General features: G+C 67.8%; 19 protein-coding genes. 11 read left to right on the top strand and 8 right to left on the bottom strand.

All coding sequences use genetic code 11. The features are described from left to right. Positions 1-58: 58 nt before the first annotated feature. Entirely contained in the window at positions 59-655 is a 597-nt protein-coding gene (locus ACFWP0_RS03365; RefSeq protein WP_377839673.1) for a DUF4202 domain-containing protein, read from the bottom strand. 333 nt (positions 656-988) lie between these two features. On the opposite strand from ACFWP0_RS03365, the gene ACFWP0_RS03360 reads away from it, so the two are divergent. From ACFWP0_RS03360 to ACFWP0_RS03325, 8 genes are all read left to right on the top strand, one after another. Beyond that, on the top strand, positions 989-1720 hold the full coding sequence (locus tag ACFWP0_RS03360; protein WP_377839671.1) for a FadR/GntR family transcriptional regulator: 732 nt from the start codon (positions 989-991) through the stop codon (positions 1718-1720). Between the two features lie 237 nt (positions 1721-1957). Further along, positions 1958-2953, top strand: coding sequence for a DctP family TRAP transporter solute-binding subunit (locus tag ACFWP0_RS03355; RefSeq protein ID WP_377839670.1), 996 nt, complete (start codon positions 1958-1960; stop codon positions 2951-2953). Then, positions 2953-3432, top strand: coding sequence for a TRAP transporter small permease (locus tag ACFWP0_RS03350; protein WP_377839669.1), 480 nt, complete (start codon positions 2953-2955; stop codon positions 3430-3432). The genes ACFWP0_RS03355 and ACFWP0_RS03350 overlap by 1 nt, the downstream gene beginning before the upstream one ends. 10 nt (positions 3433-3442) lie before the next feature. Then, positions 3443-4726: a TRAP transporter large permease gene (locus tag ACFWP0_RS03345; protein WP_377839668.1), complete on the top strand. Its 1284-nt coding sequence runs from the start codon at positions 3443-3445 to the stop codon at positions 4724-4726. Continuing rightward, positions 4723-5652, top strand: a complete 930-nt coding sequence (locus ACFWP0_RS03340) for an HpcH/HpaI aldolase/citrate lyase family protein (RefSeq protein WP_377839666.1) — start codon at positions 4723-4725, stop codon at positions 5650-5652. The genes ACFWP0_RS03345 and ACFWP0_RS03340 overlap by 4 nt, the downstream gene beginning before the upstream one ends. Continuing rightward, a complete protein-coding gene (locus tag ACFWP0_RS03335) occupies positions 5649-7346 on the top strand; it encodes a thiamine pyrophosphate-binding protein (RefSeq protein ID WP_377839665.1) in 1698 nt (565 codons plus the stop codon). The genes ACFWP0_RS03340 and ACFWP0_RS03335 overlap by 4 nt, the downstream gene beginning before the upstream one ends. 187 nt (positions 7347-7533) lie before the next feature. Then, entirely contained in the window at positions 7534-8520 is a 987-nt protein-coding gene (locus ACFWP0_RS03330; protein ID WP_377839663.1) for a Bug family tripartite tricarboxylate transporter substrate binding protein, read from the top strand. A gap of 16 nt (positions 8521-8536) precedes the next feature. Further along, positions 8537-9286 (top strand): class II aldolase/adducin family protein, encoded by a 750-nt coding sequence (locus tag ACFWP0_RS03325; protein ID WP_377839662.1) that lies wholly within the window; start codon positions 8537-8539, stop codon positions 9284-9286. 34 nt (positions 9287-9320) lie between these two features. Here the strand turns inward: ACFWP0_RS03325 and ACFWP0_RS03320 are convergent, their stop codons facing one another. Continuing rightward, entirely contained in the window at positions 9321-11012 is a 1692-nt protein-coding gene (locus tag ACFWP0_RS03320) for a thiamine pyrophosphate-dependent enzyme (RefSeq protein ID WP_377839661.1), read from the bottom strand. A 131-nt stretch (positions 11013-11143) separates the two neighbouring features. Here ACFWP0_RS03320 and ACFWP0_RS03315 point away from each other — a divergent pair, with 131 nt between their 5' ends. Continuing rightward, positions 11144-12088 carry a LysR family transcriptional regulator gene (locus ACFWP0_RS03315; protein WP_377839659.1) on the top strand — a complete coding sequence of 315 codons (945 nt, stop codon included), beginning with the start codon at positions 11144-11146 and terminating at the stop codon, positions 12086-12088. Between the two features lie 33 nt (positions 12089-12121). Here the strand turns inward: ACFWP0_RS03315 and ACFWP0_RS03310 are convergent, their stop codons facing one another. From ACFWP0_RS03310 to garD, 6 genes are all read right to left on the bottom strand, one after another. Next, the gene (locus ACFWP0_RS03310) at positions 12122-13279 is read right to left on the bottom strand and encodes a Fic family protein (protein WP_377839657.1); all 1158 of its coding nucleotides are present in this window, start codon (positions 13277-13279) and stop codon (positions 12122-12124) included. Positions 13280-13389: 110 nt separating this feature from the next. Beyond that, entirely contained in the window at positions 13390-14538 is a 1149-nt protein-coding gene (locus ACFWP0_RS03305) for a putative zinc-binding metallopeptidase (protein ID WP_377839656.1), read from the bottom strand. A gap of 17 nt (positions 14539-14555) precedes the next feature. Beyond that, positions 14556-14906 carry a hypothetical protein gene (locus ACFWP0_RS03300; RefSeq protein WP_377839655.1) on the bottom strand — a complete coding sequence of 117 codons (351 nt, stop codon included), beginning with the start codon at positions 14904-14906 and terminating at the stop codon, positions 14556-14558. A gap of 88 nt (positions 14907-14994) precedes the next feature. After that, complete coding sequence (locus ACFWP0_RS03295) at positions 14995-15975, bottom strand: Bug family tripartite tricarboxylate transporter substrate binding protein (RefSeq protein WP_377839654.1); 981 nt, start codon at positions 15973-15975, stop codon at positions 14995-14997. A 68-nt stretch (positions 15976-16043) separates the two neighbouring features. Then, a complete protein-coding gene (locus ACFWP0_RS03290) occupies positions 16044-17093 on the bottom strand; it encodes an SMP-30/gluconolactonase/LRE family protein (RefSeq protein ID WP_377839652.1) in 1050 nt (349 codons plus the stop codon). Between the two features lie 57 nt (positions 17094-17150). Further along, entirely contained in the window at positions 17151-18719 is a 1569-nt protein-coding gene (gene garD, locus ACFWP0_RS03285; RefSeq protein ID WP_377839651.1) for a galactarate dehydratase, read from the bottom strand. A 246-nt stretch (positions 18720-18965) separates the two neighbouring features. Here garD and kdgD point away from each other — a divergent pair, with 246 nt between their 5' ends. Both kdgD and ACFWP0_RS03275 read left to right on the top strand, forming a co-directional pair. Then, complete coding sequence (gene kdgD, locus ACFWP0_RS03280) at positions 18966-19880, top strand: 5-dehydro-4-deoxyglucarate dehydratase (RefSeq protein ID WP_377839650.1); 915 nt, start codon at positions 18966-18968, stop codon at positions 19878-19880. 102 nt (positions 19881-19982) lie between these two features. Further along, complete coding sequence (locus tag ACFWP0_RS03275; RefSeq protein ID WP_377839648.1) at positions 19983-21566, top strand: aldehyde dehydrogenase (NADP(+)); 1584 nt, start codon at positions 19983-19985, stop codon at positions 21564-21566. Positions 21567-21693: the final 127 nt, after the last annotated feature.

The raw sequence follows: 21693 nt of genomic DNA, 5'->3' as shown, positions 1-21693 counted from the left end.
CAAGGGTTGAACCCCTGCCGCCGCGTGCCTGTTCGTTTGCGGCTGAAAGGCGGCCGGCTTACCCGCCGGCTTCCAAGGCGGCCAGCGCCTGCTTCAGGTACGCCATGCCCGCGGGCGAATACGGGAGAGTCAGCGCCTGCCGGTGGCCGGCGCTGTCCATCTTCAGCAGCGATTTGCGCAGGATCTCGACGATCTTCTCGCCATGCGCGGGATGGAAGGCCTCGTACTGGTACTGCAGGAACACCAGGCACAGCGCGTTCTCCATCGCCTGCACGTCCGCGTCCTGCTTGATGCCCTGCTTCATGAGGATCGCCGTCACGCGTTCGGCCACGCTGTCGGGGTAGCCCGCGTCCTTGATAATGCGCTGGGCGATGCCGGCATGATGCCGCATCAGCGCCTTGCGCCAGGACAGATAGCCGATGCGCCCCTCGGGATAGCTGTCGCGCGTGATTTCCCACCGTCCGATGTGCTGGCATTTGGACGCCAGGATCAGCGGCTCGGATGCATCGGGCGCAAGCTTGACCACCCATTCATGCAGTTTCTCCGCCAGGAACAGCTCCTGCGGACAGGTCTGGCCGTCCCACGAAAACAGGTTGGGGTCCGCGCCGTTGTACTGGTCGAAAAGGCGCAGGGTCTGCCGCAGGCGGTCATTCATTCGTTGAGATTCCAGGTGGACCGCCGTGCAAGCGCAAGGCGTGGGTTACGGACGAGAAGGAATCGATCATACCGCCGGGCCTCGCGGCGCAACGGCCTTCCGGGCGCAAGCATCGCAAGCCGACGCTGTGCGGTAGTGGTTTTCCCTAAAAATCAACGAAAACGGGCCGCCACCGATTCCCAATGCCAGTCCGCTTCGGTACATTTAGCCCAGTGGCCTGACCACTGGGCCATCAGACACCACAACATCGACCCCGGCTTTCGACTCCGCGCAAGACACGAGCGCCCAACTCCAATTACGCTCTAGCCCCCGAACATTGACCCCAGTCCAACAATGACTTCTCTTCAGGCCGTAGCCTCCACCCGCCTCTATCGCATGATTGCCGACCAGATCGCCGCGCGCATCAAGGCGGGCGACTTTCCCGCGGGCGGCAGGCTGCCCGCCGAGCGCGACCTGGCCGAACAGCTGCAGGTAAGCCGCGCCTCGGTGCGCGAAGCGCTGATCGCGCTGGAAATCGAGGGCTACGTGGAAGTGCGCGTGGGCACGGGCGTGTTCGTATCCCCGGCGCGCGAGGATGGCCAGGTCGAGACGCCGCGGGCGCCGACCGCGGCCAATGGCCTCGAAGCCACCGACATCGGCCCCTTCGACCTGCTGGAAACCCGGCTGCTGATCGAACCGGAATGCGCCGCGCTGGCGGCCCAGAAGGCGTCGCCCGCGCAGATCGCGGCGATCCGCGCCGCGCACGACGGCATGTCGCTGACCGAATCGCCCAGCCTGCACGACCGCGCGTTCCACAGCGCGATCGGCGCGGCTTGCGGCAACGCGGCGCTGGCCGCCGCCATTTCGCATATCTGGCATCTCAGCACGCTGAGCCCCGTATTTCACCGCCTGGAAGAGCACTTCGTGACCACCAAGGTGTGGAGCGAAGCCCAGAAGGAACACGAACGCATCCTCGCGGCCATTGTCGACCGCGATCCCATCCGCGCCCGCCACGCCATGCACGACCATCTGGTCGGCATCCTGGCGCGGCTGCGGGAAGACTTCGGCAGCGTCGGGATCCGATGATTTGATGACCCCCTGATCCTCCCGCGGCTAGGCGCGCCGCGGCTCCCCCTTCCGACCGTGCATGCACCGCCGGCGCTTATTGCGCCGCCCGCGGCAAGGGGAGCGGCTTGTCTTTCGATACGCAGTTCCGCAGCACCGCAGCACCCCTTAAGTCCGTAGGTCCAATACATAGAACATATCAAGGTGAACAACATGCAGCCGACCCTTACCCGCCCTTCCCGTTTCCGGAGTCTTGCCATGACTGTCTCAGCCCAGAACATGCGCGCCGCGCTCGGCGGCGCCCTGATCGCAATCGCAGGCCTTGCCCCGCTGGCGGCCCAGGCCATGGACATCAAGCTGGGACACGTGCTGGCGCCCAGCCATAGCTGGAACAAGGCCGCCGAAGGCTTTGCCGCCGAGGTCAAGGAAAAGACCGCCGGCCGCGTCAACTTCGTGCTGTTCCCCAGCGGTCAGCTGGGCAACGAGAAGACCATGCTGGAAGGCTTGCAGATCGGCAGCCAGGGCGCGGCCATCATCGGTTCGGGGTCCCTGCAGCCGATCGAACCCAAGTTCGGCGTGGTCGAACTGCCCTACACGTGGTCCACGGCCCAGCAGGCCTACAAGGCCTACGACGGGGAGCTGGGCCAGGCGCTGGCCAAGCTGGCCGACAAGAAGAACCTGACCATCGTGTCGTGGTGGGAAAACGGCTTCCGGCACGTCACCAACAACCGCGGCCCGGTGAACAAGCCTGCCGACCTGGCTGGCCTGAAGACGCGCGTCACGCCCGACAAGATGCGCCTGGACACGTTCACGGCCCTGGGCGCCAACCCGGCGCCGCTGGCCTTCGGGGAACTGTATTCCGCCCTCCAGCAGAAGGTGTTCGACGCGCAGGAGAACCCGCTGTCCATCATCTACACCTCGTCCTTCTTCGAAGTGCAGAAGTACCTGTCCCTGACCGGCCACGTCTGGGGTCCCGCCAGCCTGATCATCTCCAAGCCCGTCTGGAACCGCATCTCGGACGACGACAAGAAGATCGTGCAGGCGGCCGCCGACAAGTGGCGCGATGCCCAGCGCAAGATGATCAGCGACGGCGACCAGCAGTTCATCGCCCAGTTGAAGGACAAGGGCATGCAGGTCAATGACGTGGACAAGGCCGCCTTTGCCGCCGCGGTGCAGCCCGTGTGGAAGACCTACTCGGTGACCTACGGCCCCGAATTGATGGCGCTGGTCCAGAAGTACCGCGAGGCCAAGTAATGCTCAACCGACTGTCCGCCATCCTGTCGGGCATCAGCAAGGCCTTCGCCGCCCTGGCGGTGGCCTTGCTGGCGATCCTGATCACCTACGTGGTGTTCGCCCGCTTCGTCACCCACACGACGCCGCATTGGGCCGAGGAACTGCCGCGGCTGGTGCTGGTGTGGTCCGCCTTCATCGGCGGGGTCGCATGCAGCCACGAGCGCTCTCACCTGATGGCCGGCCTGCTGCCCTTCATGGTGCGCAACCCGCGCGTGATCAACGCGTTCGAGCGCATCAACCAGGTGCTGATCATCGTCGGCCTGGCGGCGCTGGGCTATGCCGGCTGGCAGCTCGCCGAACTTACCAAGGACCAGACGCTGCCGGCGCTCGACGTCTCCGCCGGAACGGTTTACCTGGCGCTGCCCTTCGCCTGCGCGGTCACCGTGGTGGTGCATCTGGCGCAGCTGTTCTCCCCCGCTCCCGCGCCTGCCGCCGAATAGGATCAACAAGATGTCTTCGGGTGCTCTCTTTCTTATGGGCGTGTTCACGATCACCGTGCTGATCGACATGCCCATCGCGTTCGGCCTGGTGCTGTCCTGCCTGGCCTACCTGGCGGTCTATGACTCCGCGCCCCTGATGGTCGCGGCCCAGCAGTACGTGGTGGGACTCGACAGTTTCACGCTGCTGGCGATCCCGCTGTTCATCCTGGCGGCGCAGCTGATGAACAGCGCCGGGCTGACCCAGCGCATCGTGCGGCTGTGCGCCGCCATCGTCGGCGACATCAAGGGCGGCCTGGCCGTGGTCGCGGTGCTGGCCTGCCTGATGTTCGGCGCCCTGTCCGGGTCCGGCGTGGCCGACGTGGTCGCCATCGGCAGCCTGCTGCTGCCGGCCATGGCGCGCAGCGGCTACGACAAGGGCTTTTCGTGCGCGCTGGTCGGCAGCGCGGGCGCCACGTCCACCATCATCCCGCCCAGCATCGTGCTGATCGTCTACGGCACCATCACCGACACCTCGGTGGGCAAGCTGTTCGTGGCCGGCATCATCCCAGGCATCCTGCTGGGACTGTCCCTGATCGTCGTGGCCATCTGGCAGTCGCGCAAGCACAACTGGGCCGGCGGCCAGCCGTTCTCCTGGGGAGAGCTGCGCGCCGCCGCCTTCGACGCCCTGCCCGCGCTGATGGTGCCGGTGCTGATCATCGGCGGCATCCGCTTCGGGATCTTCACGGCCACCGAGGCCGCCTCCAGCGCCATCGTCTATGCCTTGCTGATCGGCTTTTTCTGGTATCGCACGCTGAGCGTCAAATCGCTGTGGGACAACCTCAAGTCCACCGGCGAAAGCAGCGCGTCCATCCTGCTGATCATCGGCGCGTCCGGGCTCTTCGCCTGGGTGCTGGTGGCCGAGCAGGTGCCGCAGGCTTTGTCGGCGCTGCTGGTCGATTGGACCGACAGCAAGGTCGCCGTGCTGCTGGTGCTGACCGTGGTGCTGCTGCTGCTCGGGACCTTCATGGAGGCTATCCCGGTCATCATCATCGTGGCGCCGGTCGTGATGCCGGTGCTGGCCCACTACAACATCGACCCGGTCCACTTCGGCATCCTGCTGTCGATCAACATGGCGATCGGCGCGAACACGCCGCCGGTCGGGGTGGACCTCATGGCCGCATGCAAGATCGGCGGCATCAACATGATGCAGACCCTGCGTCCGCTGTCCTGGATGATGCTGGCCATGACCGCGGTCATGCTGCTTCTGACCTTCGTTCCCGAACTGGTGCTGTTTCTGCCGAGGCATGTGCAATGACCCCTGCTACCCATCTCCGCCGTCCCCCGGCCCTGCGCCGCAGCTGGATGTTCGTGCCCGGCATGGACGCCGCGGCCCAGGCCGCGGGCCTGGCCAGCGGCGCCGACGCCCTGGTGGCCGATCTGGAGGAGTTCACCGCGCCCGCGGAGCGGCCCGCTGCCCGCCCGCGCATCGCGGCGCTGTTTTCCGAGTGCCGCGCTCGCGGCGTGGTGGCCGCCGTGCGCATCAACAAGCTGGAAGACGACGGCCTGGCGGACCTGCGCGGCGTGATGCCGGGCGCGCCGGACGCCGTCTTCTTGCCGCATGCGGAAAGCGCGGCGCAGATCGTCGCGCTGGACCAGGCCATCGCCGCGCTGGAAGCAGAGCTGGGCCTGCCCGCCGGCGGCACCGAGATCGTGCCCACGCTGGAATCCGCCCTGGGCGTGCACCGCGCCTACGACATCCTGACCGCCAGCCCGCGCGTGGCCGCCTGCCTGCTCGCGGCCGAGGACCTGACGGCCAGCCTGGGCGCGGAACGCGGCAAGGACGGGATCGAGCTGCACCACCTGCGCGCCCGCTTCCTGGTGGACTGCACGGCGGCGGGCTGCCTGCCCATCGACTGTCCGTTCAACTACCGCGACCTGCCGGCGCTGGAAGCCGACGTGCGCTGGGCGCGCCGCCTGGGCCTGAAATCCAAGTGCGCGACCGTAGCCGAACAGGTGCCCATGATTCATGCGGTGTTCACCCCCGCGCCCGACGAAGTCGCCGCCGCCCTGGACTGCGTCGCCCGCTACGAGGCGCAGCGCGCCGGACGGCATGACGCCGAACGCATCGATCCCCCTACCTACAACACTGCGCGCCGCCTGCTGGCGCGCCATCGCCAATTCGAGCAATGGGCCGCCGGGCGCCGCGCGCAGGCCGCTACGCAACAAGGAGACTCCGCATGACGTCAGCCGCAATTCCCGAACGCAATGGCGGGCAGATCCTGATGCAGCAGCTGCGCATCCATGGGGCGCGCCGTGTGTTCATGATCCCGGGCGAAAGCTACCTGCCCTGCATCGACGCGCTGAACGAGCACACCGATGCGATCGAGCCTGTCGTCTGCCGCCAGGAAAGCGGCGCCGCCTACATGGCCGAGGCCTATGGCAAGCTGACGGGCGAGCCCGGCATCTGCTTTGTCACCCGCGGCCCGGGCGCCACCAACGCCAGCATCGGCGTGCACACCGCGTTCCAGGACTCCACGCCGATGATCCTGTTCGTCGGACAGGTCGGCAACGACTTCATGGAGCGCGAGGCATTCCAGGAGATCGACTACCGCCGCATGTTCGGCCAGATGGCCAAGTGGGTCGCGCAGATCGACCGCACCGACCGCATCCCCGAATTCATCTCGCGCGCCTTCGCGGTGGCCACCAGCGGCCGCCCCGGCCCGGTGGTGCTGGCGTTGCCCGAAGACACGCTGTGGGGCCGCGCCCGCGTGGCCGACCTGCCGCGCTACCCCCGCATGCACAGCCACCCGGGCGCGGCCGACCTGGCGCGCATGACCGAGCTGCTGGACGCGGCCGAGCGTCCCTTCCTGCTCCTGGGCGGCAACGGCTGGCGCCAGGGCGCTATCGACCAGATCGCCGGCTTCGCCGAACGCTTCGAACTGCCGGTGGGCACGGCATGGCGCCGCCTGGAGTGCTTCGACCAGCGCCATCCCAATGCGGCCGGCCATGTCGGCTGGGCCATGACGCCCGCGCTGCGCCAGCGACTGCGCGACGCCGACCTGGTGCTGGCGGTGGGCACGCGCCTGGGAGAAGCCACCACTGAAGGCTATACCCTCATCGAGAGCCCGCTGCCGCGCCAGAAGCTCATCCATGTCTACCCCGACGCGGCCGAGCTGGGCCGCGTGTACTCGCCCACCCAGGCCATCGTGGCCGACACGGCCAGCTTTGCCGCCAGCGTGGCGGCCCTGAAGCCCGGCCATGCCAGGCCGCGGGCCGACGCCGTGCGCGCCGCCCATCGGGAACTCGTCGACAGCCTCGCGCCCCTGCCCTCGCCCGGCCCGATGAGCCTGGACGCGGCTGCCGCCTACGTCGACGCGCACCTGCCGGCCGACGCCTGCGTCACCGTGGGTGCGGGCAACTACGCTCTGTATCCGCACCGCTACCGCCGCTACACCGGCCCGGGCACCAGCCTGACGCCCACGGTCGGCTCCATGGGCTACGGGCTGCCGGCAGCCATTTCCGCCAAGCTTGAAGACCGCGGGCGCGCCGTGGTCTGCTACGCCGGCGACGGCTGCTTCCAGATGAACATGCAGGAGCTCGGCGTGGCCATGCAGTACCGCCTGGGCGTGGTCGTGCTGGTGTTCAACAACGGCATGTGGGGCACGATCCGCGCGCATCAGGAACGCGAGTTCCCGGCGCGCCCGATCGCCCTGGGCTTCGAGAACCCGGACTTCACGCAGATCATCCGCGGCTACGGCGGCTACGGCGAGGCCGTCGAGCACACCGCCGACTTTGGCCCGGCCTTCGAGCGCGCGCTGGCCTACGCGGAACGCGAAAGCCTGCCTGCCCTGCTGGAAATCCGCTATGACGCCGACGGCATCGCTCCGGGCGAAACGCTGATGGGCATCCGCCAGGCCGCCCAGGCCCGGCAATGAGCGCAGGAGGGGCCGCGCACGGCCCCTTCCATGCCGTTTCGCGCTATCTGCTTGGCCCGCTGCGTCATTGAACCCGCCAGCCCCTTGTGCCACCTTGGACGGCATCGGGTTTGGAAGAGGAGCCGGACCCGATGCGGGCCGGCGCAAGCGCTCTCCCGCCATCGGAACCATGACTGGAGAGACAACGATGCGCTACGCAACGACGCTGGCCCTGACGCTGGCCGCCACACTATGGGCCCCCAGCGGCGCCGTCCTGGCCCAGGAGGCGCCTTATCCCGCCAAACCCGTCACGATCCTGGTCGGCTTTCCGCCCGGCACGGCGACCGACACGGTGGCGCGGATGCTGGGCGAACGCCTGGCCCAGCGCATGGGCCAGCAGTTCATCGTCGAGAACAAGCCGGGCGCCGGCGGCTCCATCGCGGCGGGCCTGGGCGCCCGCGCCAAGGCCGACGGCTACACGCTGATGATCGGGGCGTCCGCCCCGCAGGCGATCAATCCGCATGTCTATCCCAACCTGAACTACGACGCGCGCAAGGACTTCGCCCCCATCGGCCTGATCACGTGGCTGCCGTATCTGTTCGTCGTCAGCCCGGAGAATCCGGCCCGCAACCTGACCGAGTTCCTGGCCGCCGTGAAGGCCAAGCCCAATCAATACACCTACGCCACCACGGGAGTCGGCACGACCAGCCATCTGGTGACCTCCGTGCTGCTGTCCAAGGCCGGCGCCGCCATGGTCCACGTGCCGTACAAGGGCAGCAGCCAGGCGCAGACAGACATCGTCGGCGGACGCACCTACGCCACGTTCGACACCATGGTGTCGTCGCTGGCGATGGTGAAGGCTGGACGGCTCAAGGCGCTGGCGGTCAGCACGTCGGAACGCGTACCCGTGCTGCCGGACGTGGCCACGGTGGCGGAACAGGGATTCCCGGGATTCGACATGGGCGCCTGGCTGGGGCTGATCGCGCCCGCCGGCATTCCCCCCGCCGTCCAGGACAGGCTGGCCCGCGAAATGAATGCGGTCCTGGCCGACCCCGCCGTCCGCGACAAGCTGGCGGACCTGGGCGCCCAGGTCCGCACCACCGCGTCGCCCGCGAGCTTTGGCGCCATGATGAAGACCGAGTACGAATCGTGGGGCGATGTCGTCCGCGAATTCAATGTGAAAGCCACCGACTGAACAGGAACCGCCCACCATGCACCCGCCTTCAGACATGAGCCCCCAGGAATGGGACACCCGCATCCAACTGGCCGCCTGCTACCGGCTGGTATCGCATTTCGGCATGAGCGACCTGGTCTACAACCACATCACCGCCCGCATCCCCGGCACGGACGACGAGCTGCTGATCAATCCCTACGGCATGATGTACGACGAGATCACGGCGTCCAGCCTGATCAGGATAGACCTGGCCGGCAACATCCTCGGCCAACCCTCCGGCTACGGCATCAACGCCGCCGGCTATGTGATCCATAGCGCGGTGCATGGCGCGCGCCACGACGTGCAATGCGTGATCCACACCCACACGCGGGCCGGCATGGCGGTATCGGCGCTGAAATGCGGCTTGCTGCCGCTGACGCAGACCGCGATGCGCTTTGCCCGGATTCCGTACCACGACTACGAAGGCGTGGCCATCGACCTGGACGAGCGCGAACGCCTGGTGGCGGACCTGGGCGCGTCCGAGGCGATGATCCTGCGCAACCACGGCCTGCTGGCCGCGGGGCCCAGCATCGCCCAGGCGTTCAACACGCTGTACTGGCTGGAAATGGCGTGCAAGGCGCAGGTGGATGCGCTGAGCGCCAACCGCGAGCTCTGCCTGCCGCCGCCGGAAGTCGTCGAGAAGACCTGGCATCTGTACCAGCCCGGGACCCGCCGCCCGTTTGGCGAAATGGAATGGCCGGCCATGCTGCGGCTGATGGACCGCAAGGATCCCGGCTACCGGCAATGAGGGCCGCCGCCGGACGCCGGGCGGCGCCTCGGGATCAGTCGCCGCGCGGCAGCAGGTCGATGCCTGCCGCGTGGCTCACGCCCGGCGGCAGGATGGCGCCCAGGCTGGTGCGCACTTCCAGCAGGTACGGCGCGTCCGAGGCCAGGCCGCGCGCGATGGCGTCGTGCACTTGGTCGGCCCGCGTCAGGTACTCGGCCCGCACGCCAAAGGCGCGCGCCATCATCGTGAAATCCGGGCTGGCCAAATTCGTGCCCACATAGCGGCCCGGGTAGGTGCGCGCCTGGTGCAGGCGGATCGATCCGTAGCAATTGTTGTTGGACACGATGAACAGAATGGGCAGCCCCCGCTCGGCCGCCGCCGCCATCTCGTTGCCGGTCATCAGAAAGCCGCCGTCGCCCACCATGCACACCACTTTGCGCCCCGGATCGCGCAGCTGCGCGGCGATCGCGGCCGGCGTGCCGTAGCCCATCGCGCCGGATTGCGACGCCATCAGCCGCTGCGGGTACGCAAAGGGAAAGTGGCGGTACACGGGCGCCGCGAAGGTGCCCGCATCCAGGCATATCGCCACGTCGGCGGGCGCCTGCGCCGCCAGCGCCCGCACCACCGCCACGAACGGGACGCCGTCATCGGCCTCGGGGTCTGGCCACGCGGCGTTGCGCTCGCGGATGGCGCGCAGCGAGGCGGCCCAGTCGTCCCGCGCCAGTCCCAGGCCCGTCGCGGGCAGGTCGGCCAGCGCGTCCGCGGTGGCCGCCGGGTCCGCCGCCACGCCCACGTCGGCGGCAAAGTGCTGGTTGACGATGTGCGGGTCGGGATAGCAATGCACCAGCGTCTGCGACGGCTTGGGATGGGCGGGAAAAGCGTAGCCCTGCGTCGTGATGTCGCCCAGGCGCGTGCCCAACGCCAGGATCAGGTCGCTGGAATTCCACGCGGAGACCTGGGCGGCTTGCGTCGCCAGGTCCAGGTCGCCGGCATACAAGACATGCGCGTTGGGAAAGAGGTCGTGCTGACGGAAAGACACCGCCACGGGGATCGTGTGCCGCTCGGCCAGGCGCCGCAGCGCCTCTCGCCCGCCCGCCCGGTTGAACGCGCCGCCGGCGATGATCAGCGGCCTGCGCGCCTGGGCCAGCAGGCCATGAATCCGGTCCAGCGCCGCGGCGGCCGGCTGCGCGGGGCTTTCCGGCGCGGCGACCCATACGGGCTGGGCCACCGCCGCCTGCTGCACGTCCTCGGGCACCACCATCACCACCGGCCCCGGCGTGCCCGCCGTCGCCACCCGGATGGCCTTGAAGGCCGCGGCCGCCAGGTCCTCGGGGGCAGACACCTCGACCACCCACTTGGCCATCGAGCCGAACATCTTCTGGTAATCGATCTCCTGGAAGGCTTCCTTGCGCACGTCCTTCTTCGGGACCTGCCCGATCAGCAGGATCATCGGCACGGCGTCCTGCTGCGCGGCATGCACGCCGATGCAGGCGTTCGCGGCGCCAGGCCCGCGCGACACCATCGCGACGCCCGGCCGGCCCGTCAGCCGGGCGTCGGCCCCCGCCATGAAGGCCGCGCCGCCCTCGTGGCGGCAGGTCACCACGTCTATCCGGGGAAAGTCATGCAGCGCGTCCAGCACGCCCAGATAGCTTTCGCCCGGCACGACGAAGACCCGGTCGATGCCGTTGGCGGCGAAGATCCTGAGCAGCGCATGGGCGGAGGTGTTCGGTTCGGCGGCATAAGTCATGGGCGGCGTCGTCTCTGGCGGGGAAAGTCGAAGGCATTCTAGATTGGCAACAACAGGCCAACTAGGCATACTCTGGCTATCAGATATACAAGAAAGAGACAGCGCGGCACGGCGCCCGCCACGGACCCGGGATGGACTTACGCAAGATCGAAAACCTGATCCACGTCGCCGACCAGGGCAGCTTCTCCAGGGCCGCATCCGTGCTCGGCATCGCCCAGTCGGCGCTGGGCCGGCAGGTCAGGAAACTGGAAGACGAATGCGGCTGCGCCCTGCTCTACCGCAACGGGCGCGGCGTATCGCTCACGCCTGACGGCGAAAGGCTGCTGGACCGGTTAAGGCCGCTTTTGCGCCAGATGGACCATGTCGTCACGGAATTCCACGACGACCAGAAGTCGCCCTCCGGCCAGGTCACCCTGGGGCTCACCCCCACGCTGTGCCACATGGTGGGCATGCGGCTGGTGGCGGAGGTCTGGAAGCGGCACCCGCGCATCCAGCTCAACATCATCACCGGCTACAGCGGCTACGTGCATGAATGGCTGACCAACGCCCGGGTCGACATCGCGGTGCTGCACGACGCGCGGCGTTCGCAGCATATCGCGGTGGACCTCCTGGCCGAACTGGACCTGGCCCTGGTGTCCCCGCCCCAAAGCCTCTCGCCCGCCGCGCGCGCCATGCCGTCCATCGAATTCGAGCAACTGCGCGATCTGCCGCTGGCGCTGCCGACCCGCAACCACGGCCTGCGCCGCACGCTGGAGCACGCCGCCGCGCAAACCGGCGTGCCATTGCACGTGGCGTTTGAAATGGACGCGCTGGAGCTGATGAAGGAAATCGTCGTCGAGGGCCTGGCCCATACCGTGCTGGGCCTGCCCGCCGTCATCGGCGAAGTCGCCTCGGGCAAGCTGATCGCCCGCAAGATCGTCCATCCAGGCCTGTCGACCCGCCTGATGGTGGCCACCGCCTCCAGCCGGCCGCTGACGCAGGCGGTAAAGATCGTGCAGGGCATCCTGCGCGAGGTGCTGGGCCAGATGACGCAGGCCGAGCCCTACCGGTCCGCGCTGCGAATGGCGGGCGCTTAGGGCGGGCTGTCCCCTTCCCAGCGACGCCCGGCTTTACTCGCCGATGCCATACAGGGCGGGCAGGAGCACCGGCAGTGCGTCAAGTGGAAACGCGAATCGAACCGGGGCTCGTGACGTTTCGGACGCCACCAGCCCGCATTTCAACGCCGCCGACAAGACTGACCGGCCTGTACGTTCGCCCAAGCCGGTCATTTGAATGAATTCGCCACGAGAGGCCGGTCCCGCAGCGAACACGTGGTAAATGGGCAGAACAGCTTCTTCACGCAACAGCCCCTTGGCTGCTTCGATCTGGACCGCTGCTTTGATCTTCGTTTTCATCGAATCCAGCGCGAGCATGCTAGACATGTACGCGACCTGATCCTCGCAAACGCGCAAGAAATAATCGACCCATTCAATAAGGCCTTTCTGCGTCAGATTGCCCCGGCCATCCAGATCTCCTTGGCGAGGCGCATCAGCGGCGGCAAGGTGCCCGTAATATTCTTCCACGCCCCTGGCCAATCCGCGATTGACCGACCATAGGCCCCTGGTTATCGGCCACATCGCTGCGTGCGTTTGCAAGCGGGTGGCTCGCCCGTTGCCGTCCACAAACGGATGCAGCCAGGCCATGCGATGATGCGCGCAAGCGATGGCAATAAGCTGTGAGTCCGCTGGTCTCGGCCGGGAATAGTGTTCAGTGAAGGTGTCCATGAACCGCGGGAGCGATTGCCACGCGGGCGGGTTGTGGCGACCAACCGTCACGTCCATCTGCCGAAGCATCGCTGGCTCGACAACCAGTCCATCCCTGGTCGTTCGGTCGGCGGGCCCAAGACGGCTGTAAAGCGCGCCATGCGCAAGTGTGATGAATCTTGCATCCAGAGGCTGAACCGTCATTGCCTGCCGCTCGACCTCCTTTTCGGCTTCGATGTGGGCCACGGCGATACGCTGCAGCCGCGCGATTTCTGGCCGAGTGGAAAAATTCTGATGCAAGGCCGCATCAATGTTCTTCGGCGTGGTGCTCTGTCCTTCTATCCTGTTGCTGTAATAGGAGTTCATGCTCCGAAGCAGTTCCCGCAGCGCCTCGCGCGTGACGGAATGCGCCTGCCCCCCAAGCTCGGCTGCGCGGTTCACAATGATCGACGCGCGTTCGCGATACGTCTCGAGCCGGTGCTCGGCGGGTTGCAGCGGAAGGAACTGGTGCGGAGATTCGTACATTTTTCGTAAATTTTTTCCGGTTTATTTTCCGGTTTTTATAAAATTCAATCTACTGATATTAATGAGATTTTCAGCTTTAAAAGCAATTTTATCGTAATTTTTTTGCCGGTTTATTTTCCACATGACGCCCCCTTCACCACCCGATGCACGAACTGCAGCTTGCCGACCACTTCCCGCGGCAGGACGAACGGGTAAAAGTCGCGCTGCCCCATGCTGCGGGACAGCTCGTTGAGCACGCCGGTCAGCGCGACCCAGGCATTGACCAGGTCCAGGAAGGACTGCCCGTCTGGGTCCTCGGGGTCGTAGAGCGAGGCCACGGTGAAGGGTTCGTAGGCCTGTTCGACGGCAGTGCGCGTCACGCCGAAGCTGATGGCCGTGTCCAGCGTGTCCATCATGTGCAGGTAGTGCGCCCAGGTCTCGGCCCAGTCCTCCCAGGGATGGCAGGACGCGTAGGTGCTGATGTAGTGCACCGCCCAATCCGGGGGAGGGCCTGGTTCGTAGTTGCGCCGCAAGGCCTGGGCGTAATCGGCCCGCTCGTCGCCGAAGACCTGGCGGAAGGCCCCAAGCCAGGGGCTGCCGGCGATCAGATGGTCCCAGTAGTAGTGGCCGATCTCGTGGCGAAAATGGCCCAGCAGGGTCCGGTAGGGCTCGCGCATGGCTTCCCGCAACTGCACGCGGTAGGCGTCGTCCGCCTCCAGGATATTGATGGTGATCAGCCCGCCGGCATGGCCGGTCAGGAGCGGCGCGCCGTCCGCGGCCGGGGCCAGCAGGTCGAACGCCAGGCCGCCGTCGCCGGGCGCCGCCGAGCGCCGCAGCGGCAGGCCCAGGGTTATCAGCTGGGCGATCAACTGCCGCTTGGCCGCTTCCACCTTGAACCACAGCGGGCCGTTCTCCGGCACGGACAGGTCGGGGATGGTGCGGTTCAGGCTGCAGGCGACGCACAGGGCATCCGGCGCATGCGCCGGCACCAGCCAGTTGCACAGCGCCGGCATGTGGTAGTTGGCGCAGCGCTTGAACGTCTTGCCGCGCGCCCTGCCCGCCACGCGCCATGCGCCGGGGACGCCGCCCTCATCCAGCGCCAGCACGTGGCCCCGCTTGGGATCAAAGCCCAGTTGCCGGCGGCAGTTCAGGCATTCGGTATTGGAAAAGAAGATGGGTTGCCCGCAGTAGCACCGGAAGGCCTTGGCGCGCGCGTGCCGCGCAGACTGCCGTTTGGGCGTGGGCAATTGGCGGGAGATCTCGTCGAAGAATCGGGTCATGCGTCCGATCCCGGCGCCTAGCGCGGCAACGCCGGCGCCGGCGTCAGCGGCCCGATGGGCGGCTGGCCGGGACGGGGCGGCATCGGAGGCAGCCTGGGTTGGGCCGGGCCCTTCAATCCAGATCCGCCTGGCGCGCCGCCGGGGGAGGCCCCGGCGGGCGGGTAGCGGGACCCGGGGCAGGAGGTGCCCAGGCAATCCCGGTTGATCTTGCCGGGGTCCACCACCCGCGGGCAGGAGGTGCCCAGGCAGGTGTCGGGCAAGGTGCGCGAGGATTGCGGCGGCCGCGGCACGGTAGGCATGGCGTCCCGCGCCAGCGCCGGCCCGAAGGCCAGCGCCATCAATGCCGCCGCGGCGATCAGGGATTTCATCGCTACACTCCGCCTGGATGGTTCCAGCCTCAGTGTGCGCCCATCCCCCGCCCCTCGCAAGGCGGGGGGATGCCGCTGGCGGCCGGGCTCAATCCAGCCGGATGTCCGTGCTCTGCACCACCTTGGCCCAACGCGCGCGCTCGCTGCTGAAGAACTGCGCAAGCTCGGCCGGATTGCGGGTGACGATCTCGGCGCCCTGCTCGTTCAGCTGCGCCTTGACGTCGGGCTGGTTGACGATTTGCGCCATCAGCGTAGACAGGCGGTTGGCGACCGGATCCGTCGTGGCGACAGGCGCCATCACGCCCTGCCAGGTGCCCGATTCAAAGCCGGCCACGCCTTGCTCCGAGATGGTCGGAATGTCCGGCACGAGTTGCATGCGTTCGCTCTTGGAGATCGCGATCGGGCGCAGCTTGCCCGCCTTGATGTGCGGCAGCGTGGCCAGGAGGCCGTTCATGATGACCTGCGTCTGGCCGCCGATCGTGTCGGTCACCGCCTGCGAGCCGCCCTTGTACGGAACGTATTCCCATTGGGCGCCGGTGGCCTGCTGCACGGCCACGGCAGCCAGGTGCGGCGCGCTGCCGATCGCGGTCACGGCGAAGTTCAGGCGCTGCTTCTTCGACAGCGCGACCAGCTCCTGCACCGTCTTGGCCGGGACGTCGGGATGCACGGCGAGCACGTGCGGCGAATAGGCCAGCATGCCCACGGCGCGCAGGTCCTTGGACGGGTCGAAGGTCAGCTTGGTGTAGACGGACGGGCTGATCGCCAGCGCGCCCACGTCGCACAGCAGCACCGTATGGCCTTCCTGCGCCGACTGCACCACGAGCCCGGCGCCCAGGTTGCCGTTGGCGCCGGGCTTGTTCTCGACCACCACGGTCTGCTTGAGCGCTTCGGCCAGCCGGGGCGCGAGGATCCGGGCGATGATGTCCGACGAGCCGCCGGGCGGGTACGGCACGATGATGCGCACGGGCCGAGTCGGCCATTCGGACGATTGTTGCGCCCATGCCGGCACCCACGGCGTCAGGCAAAGCGCCGCGGCGCTGCCCAGGAACTGTCTCTTGCTCGGGTTCATGCTGTCTCCACGCTGTTTGATGTGTTTATTGAAAAGTCCGCGGCCCTGTCCCGACCGCGGTTAAAGCGCTATGCCGCGCCGCGCGTCTCCACGTACAGGGCATAGAGCGAATGGCTGCTGGCCATGAAAAGGCGGTTGCGCTTGGCGCCGCCAAAGCACAGGTTGGCGCAGCGTTCCGGCAGCCGGATATGGCCGATGGGCTTGCCGGCGGGGTTGAACACCATCACGCCGTCCAGCTCTTCGGACTTGGCGTCCGGCGATCCGTTGCTGCCCCACCCGCACCACAGGTTGCCCGCCTCGTCGCACTTGATGCCGTCGATGGCGCCGGGGCCCTGGGCGTCGATGTGCAGGCGCTTGCCCGACAAGCCGCCGTCCGCGCCGACGTCGTAGGCCCAGACCACGCGGTTGGGCTGGTGGCGGGACTCCACGACGTAAAGCACCTTTTCGTCGGGCGAGAAGCACAGCCCGTTGGGGCCGGCCAGATCGCCCAGGGCCCGCGTCACGCGGCCATCGGACGGATCGATGCGGTAGACGGAGTGCGGCAGCTCGGGCGTGGCCTTGTCGCCTTCCCAGTGCCCGCCGATGCCGAACGGCGGATCGGTGAACCAGACCGCGCCGTTGCGCTGGCAGACGATGTCGTTCGGCGAATTGAAGCGCTTGCCGTCAAACCGGTCGGCCAGCACGGTGATGCTGCCGTCGTATTCCGTGCGCGTGACGCGTCGCGTCAGGTGTTCGCAGGCCAGCAGCCGCCCCTGGCGGTCGCGCGCCAGGCCGTTGCTGAAGTTGGCCGGCTGACGGAACACGCTGATCGCGCCGGTGGTTTCGTCCCAGCGCAGGATGCGGTCGTTGGGGATGTCCGACACCAGCAGGTAGCGCCCGTCGCCCACCCAGACCGGGCCTTCCAGCCAGCGAAAGCCCGTGGCCAGCTGCTCCACGCTGCTGCTGTAGATGCGGTACTTGGAAAACTCCGGGTCCAGGATCCGGACGGAGGGGTCCGGGTAGCGTTGCTGCGGGGTAAAGCTGAAGGACTGCGCCTGCGCGAGGCTGGCGGGCCCCAGCGCAAGCGCGGCGCCCAGCAGCCGGCGGCGTCCGGGCTGGACAAGGGGGGCATTTTCCATCGGCGGTCTCCTCTGTGTGTTTTTTTCGATGGCGCTACGGAAGGACGCTGGCGGCCGTCAGGTCACGGGGCCGGGATTAAACAGCGCCAGGGCGTTGTGCAGCTTGAGCTTTTCGGCACAGGTCTGCTGCTTGCCGCTGGCCACGTCCAGCATCAGGCGGAACAGTTCCCAGCCCACTTCCTCGATCGAGGCCTGGCCGGTGGCGATGACGCCCGCATCCACGTCCATCAGGTCATGCCAGCGGCGCGCCAGGCTGGAGCGCGTGGCCACCTTGATCACCGGCACCTGGGCCAGCCCGTAGGGCGTGCCGCGGCCGGTCGTGAAAATATGCAGGTTCATGCCGGCGGCCAGCTGCAGCGTGCCGCAGATGAAGTCGCTGGCCGGCGTGGCGGCGAAGATCAGGCCCTTGCGCGTGAGCCGGTCGCCGGGCGACAGCACGCCATGGATGGGCGACGACCCCGACTTCACGATCGAGCCCATGGCCTTTTCCACGATGTTCGACAAGCCGCCCTTCTTGTTGCCGGGGCTGGTGTTGGCGCTGCGGTCGGCCATGCCGCGCTGCAGGTATTCGTCGTACCAGGCCATCTCGCGGATGAGCGCGTCGGCGACTTCCGGCGTGGCGGCGCGCGCGGTCAGCTGGTCGATGCCGTCGCGCACTTCGGTGTTCTCGGAGAACATCACGGTGCCGCCCGCCCGCACCAGCAGGTCGGTGGCAAAGCCCACCGCCGGATTGGCGGTGACGCCGGAGAACGCGTCGCTGCCGCCGCACTGCACGCCCACGGTCAGCTCGGACACCGGGCAGGTTTCGCGCCGGCGGGCATCCAGCTTTTGCAGATGGCGCTCGGCCGTGCGCATGATCAGCGCAATCATCGATTCAAAGCCGATGTTCTCTTCGTCTTGCAGCACGATGGTGTCCACGCCGTCGGCGCCCATGCCCTCGCCGGCCCGGATCGGGATGGCGTTGGGCGCGAGCAGACGGTCCGGCTGCAGCTTTTCGCAGCCCAGGCTGACCACCATGGACGTGCCGCCGAAATTCGGGTTGCGGCTGATGTTGTGCAGGGTGCGAATCGGAATGGCCGCGCCGGGGGCGTCGATGGCCACGCCGCAGCCGTAGGTGTGCTCCAGCCCGACCACGTCGTCCACATTGGGGTAGCGCGGCAGCAGTTCCTGGCGGATGCGCGCGACCGCGTGCTCGACCACGCCCTGCACGCACTGCACGGTGGTGGTGATGGCGAGGATGTTGCGCGTGCCTACCGTGCCGTCGGCGTTGCGAAAGCCCTCGAAGGTGTAGCCCTCCAGCGGCGGCAGCGGCGCGATGCGCGTCGACACCGGCAGGTCCTGCAAGGTGCGCGCGGTAGGCATGGTGGTGACGCGCTCGTTGATCCAGCTGCCTCGCGGCAAGGCCTTGGCCGCAAAGCCCACGACCACGTTGTAGCGCACCACGGCATCGCCCTCGGCCAAGTCCGCCAGCGCAACCTTGTGCCCCTGCGGCACCGCCTCCACGAGCCGCAGGCCGTCCGGCAGGACGGTGCCCGCGGCCAGCCCGCCTTCGTTGGCCACGATCGCCACGTTGTCCTGGGGGTGAATCTTGATGAGTACTGGCGCCTGCTCTGCCGCAACCTGCATGGGGAATCCTCTGCTGATGGACGCCGCGCTGCGGGCATCCGATACGTTATCGTACAACCAAGAGAATATCGCCGAACAGGGGCAGAAATAAATTGCGGGTTTCCCCTGGTAAAGGCATCACGCCATAGGGCAACACGGCTTGAACTCAGGAATTACGTGTTGTACGATGACATACCTTTTGTCACCACATCCCGTCCGCGGCCCACCTCAGGCGGCCTGCGACGGCCACTTAGGGATGAACGCAACATGACGACTCCGCAGGAACTCAAGGACATCGTTTCGGAAGGCTTGCTGTCCTTCCCCGTGACCGACTTCGACCAGAACGGCGACTTCAACGCCAAGGGCTATGCGGCCCGCCTCGAATGGCTGGCCCCCTACGGCGCCACCGCCCTGTTCGCCGCCGGCGGCACGGGCGAGTTCTTCTCCCTGGCTCCCAAGGAATACTCGGACGTCATCCGCACCGCGGTCCAGACCTGCGCCGGCAAGGTGCCCATCCTGGCCGGCGCGGGCGGCCCCACCCGCACGGCCATTGCCTATGCGCAAGAAGCCGAACGCCTGGGCGCCAAGGGCGTCCTGCTGCTGCCGCACTACCTGACCGAAGCCTCGCAAGACGGCATCGCCGCGCACGTCGAACAAGTCTGCAAGGCCGTCAACATCGGCGTCATCGTCTACAACCGCGCCCAGTCCCGCCTGTCGGCGGACAGCCTGGCGCAACTGGCCGACCGCTGCCCCAACCTTGTCGGCTTCAAGGACGGCGTGGGCGACATCGAAGCCATGGTCAGCATCCGCCGCAAGCTCGGCGACCGCTTCTCCTACCTGGGCGGCCTGCCCACGGCGGAGGTCTATGCAGCCGCCTACCGCGCGCTGGGCGTGCCGGTCTACTCGTCGGCCGTGTTCAACTTCGTGCCCAAGATGGCCATGGAGTTCTACCGCGCCATCGCCTCCGGCGACCACGACACCACCAACCGCCTGCTGGACGACTTCTTCCTCCCCTACCTGCAGATCCGCAACCGCAAGGCCGGCTACGCGGTCAGCATCGTCAAGGCCGGCGCCAAGCTGGTCGGCCACGATGCAGGCCCGGTGCGCGCGCCGCTGACCGACCTGACCGGCGAAGAGCTGGAAATGCTGAACGCGCTGATCAAGAAATCAGGCGCGCAGTAAGCGGCGAAACCGGTGTCTGACACCCGCCGGCTCAAGCCGCAGCAGACCTTCCGTGGGTGTCAGACACCGGCAACCCTGGAACCGCACTTTTTGGAGATAAGCATGAACCTGACCGGCCAGATGTTGATCGGCTCGACCCCCGTCCTGGGCGCGGGCGCTGCCCAGCACGCCATCAATCCCGCCACGGGCGAACGCCTGGAGCCTGGCTTTCCCGCCGGTTCGTCCAGCGACGTGGCGCGCGCGGCCGAGCTGGCCCGCGCCGCGTTCGACCCGTATCGCGCCGCGCCCCTGGAAACACGGGCGCAGTTCCTGGAGAGCATTGCCGACGGCATCGTCCAGCTGGGCGACGCGCTGATCGAGCGCACGCACCAGGAAACCGGCCTGCCGCTGGCGCGCCTGCAAGGCGAACGCGGCCGCACCGTGGGCCAGTTGCGCCTGTTCGCCCGCGTGCTGCGGGACGGCTACTTCCTGGACGCCACCATCGACCCGGCGCTGCCCGAGCGCCAGCCCCTGCCGCGCGCGGACCTGCGCCTGGCCAATGTGCCGCTGGGCCCGGTCGCCGTGTTCGGCGCCAGCAACTTCCCGCTGGCCTTCTCCGTCGCGGGGGGCGACACCGCATCGGCCCTGGCCGCCGGCTGCCCCGTCATCGTCAAGGCGCACAACGCCCACCCCGGCACCTCCGAAATGGTGGGCCGCGTGATCCAGCAGGCGGTCGCCAAGCATGGCCTGCCCGAAGGCACGTTCTCGCTGCTGTTCGGTTCGGGCAATGAAATCGGCACGGCGCTGGTGATCCATCCGGCCATCGCGGCCGTCGGCTTCACGGGCTCGCGCCGCGGCGGGCTGGCGCTGGTCACCGCGGCCAATGCCCGTCCGGTGCCGATTCCCGTCTACGCGGAAATGTCCAGCATCAACCCGGTGTTCCTGATGCCCGCCGCCCTGGAAGCCCGCGCAGAATCCATCGCCCGCGGCTTCGTGGACTCGCTGACCATGGGCGTGGGCCAGTTCTGCACCAACCCCGGCCTGGTGATCGGCATCGAAGGCCCGGCGCTGGACCGCTTCCGTCAGGCGGCCGCCGAAGCCGTGAAGGCCAAGGGCGCGGCCACCATGCTCACCCCGGGCATCTTCTCGGCCTATGAACAAGGCGCGGACGCCCTGGCCAGGCACGCAAGCGTCGCCACGGTGGGGCGCGGCGAGCCCTCGCAGCCCGCCTGCAACGCGGCGGGCGCGGTGGTGTTCGGCGCCGCTGCCGACCAGTTCCTGGCCTCCCGCGAGCTGGAAGCCGAGGTGTTCGGCCCGGCCTCGCTGGTCGTGGCGTGCAAGGACGCGGCGCAGATGAAGGCCGTGGCCGAGCATCTAGAAGGCCAGCTCACCGCCACCCTGTTCGTCGACGACGCGGATGTGGCGCTGGCGCAAACGCTGCTGCCGGTGCTGGAGCGCAAGGCCGGCCGCATCCTGGCCAACGGCTATCCGACCGGGGTGGAGGTCAGCCACGCCATGGTGCACGGCGGCCCTTTCCCGGCCACGTCCAACCCGGCGTCCACATCGGTGGGCGCAACCGCCATCCGCCGTTTCCTGCGTCCGGTCTGCTATCAGGACCTGCCCGACGCCCTGCTGCCCGACGGCATCAAGCACGGCAATCCGCTGGGCCTGACGCGCATGATCGACGGCACGCTGACGGCCGCCTGAGCCAGAAGCCATAACGCCGCGGGGGGGCCCCACCCCCCCGGGGGGGCGCGCGGGGGGGGGGTGGTGGGGGGCGAGTGGGCCACTAGGCCGTGAGCGTTGCGGGGGGACAGATAATTTGGCACGCGGA

Source organism: Achromobacter sp. NPDC058515 (genome assembly GCF_042721735.1).
GTDB lineage: Bacteria > Pseudomonadota > Gammaproteobacteria > Burkholderiales > Burkholderiaceae_B > Achromobacter.
Note: the sequence above shows the minus strand (reverse complement) of the source record. Positions and strands in the feature narration are given on the sequence as shown.

Excerpts from the sequence above, each read along its gene's own strand:
- ACFWP0_RS03365 (WP_377839673.1), bottom strand. The coding sequence starts at position 655 with ATGAATGACCGCCTGCGGCAGACCCTGCGCCTTTTCGACCAGTACAAC.
- ACFWP0_RS03360 (WP_377839671.1), top strand. The coding sequence starts at position 989 with ATGACTTCTCTTCAGGCCGTAGCCTCCACCCGCCTCTATCGCATGATT.
- ACFWP0_RS03355 (WP_377839670.1), top strand. The coding sequence starts at position 1,958 with ATGACTGTCTCAGCCCAGAACATGCGCGCCGCGCTCGGCGGCGCCCTG.
- ACFWP0_RS03350 (WP_377839669.1), top strand. The coding sequence starts at position 2,953 with ATGCTCAACCGACTGTCCGCCATCCTGTCGGGCATCAGCAAGGCCTTC.
- ACFWP0_RS03345 (WP_377839668.1), top strand. The coding sequence starts at position 3,443 with ATGTCTTCGGGTGCTCTCTTTCTTATGGGCGTGTTCACGATCACCGTG.
- ACFWP0_RS03340 (WP_377839666.1), top strand. The coding sequence starts at position 4,723 with ATGACCCCTGCTACCCATCTCCGCCGTCCCCCGGCCCTGCGCCGCAGC.
- ACFWP0_RS03335 (WP_377839665.1), top strand. The coding sequence starts at position 5,649 with ATGACGTCAGCCGCAATTCCCGAACGCAATGGCGGGCAGATCCTGATG.
- ACFWP0_RS03330 (WP_377839663.1), top strand. The coding sequence starts at position 7,534 with ATGCGCTACGCAACGACGCTGGCCCTGACGCTGGCCGCCACACTATGG.
- ACFWP0_RS03325 (WP_377839662.1), top strand. The coding sequence starts at position 8,537 with ATGCACCCGCCTTCAGACATGAGCCCCCAGGAATGGGACACCCGCATC.
- ACFWP0_RS03320 (WP_377839661.1), bottom strand. The coding sequence starts at position 11,012 with ATGACTTATGCCGCCGAACCGAACACCTCCGCCCATGCGCTGCTCAGG.
- ACFWP0_RS03315 (WP_377839659.1), top strand. The coding sequence starts at position 11,144 with ATGGACTTACGCAAGATCGAAAACCTGATCCACGTCGCCGACCAGGGC.
- ACFWP0_RS03310 (WP_377839657.1), bottom strand. The coding sequence starts at position 13,279 with ATGTACGAATCTCCGCACCAGTTCCTTCCGCTGCAACCCGCCGAGCAC.
- ACFWP0_RS03305 (WP_377839656.1), bottom strand. The coding sequence starts at position 14,538 with ATGACCCGATTCTTCGACGAGATCTCCCGCCAATTGCCCACGCCCAAA.
- ACFWP0_RS03300 (WP_377839655.1), bottom strand. The coding sequence starts at position 14,906 with ATGAAATCCCTGATCGCCGCGGCGGCATTGATGGCGCTGGCCTTCGGG.
- ACFWP0_RS03295 (WP_377839654.1), bottom strand. The coding sequence starts at position 15,975 with ATGAACCCGAGCAAGAGACAGTTCCTGGGCAGCGCCGCGGCGCTTTGC.
- ACFWP0_RS03290 (WP_377839652.1), bottom strand. The coding sequence starts at position 17,093 with ATGGAAAATGCCCCCCTTGTCCAGCCCGGACGCCGCCGGCTGCTGGGC.
- garD (WP_377839651.1), bottom strand. The coding sequence starts at position 18,719 with ATGCAGGTTGCGGCAGAGCAGGCGCCAGTACTCATCAAGATTCACCCC.
- kdgD (WP_377839650.1), top strand. The coding sequence starts at position 18,966 with ATGACGACTCCGCAGGAACTCAAGGACATCGTTTCGGAAGGCTTGCTG.
- ACFWP0_RS03275 (WP_377839648.1), top strand. The coding sequence starts at position 19,983 with ATGAACCTGACCGGCCAGATGTTGATCGGCTCGACCCCCGTCCTGGGC.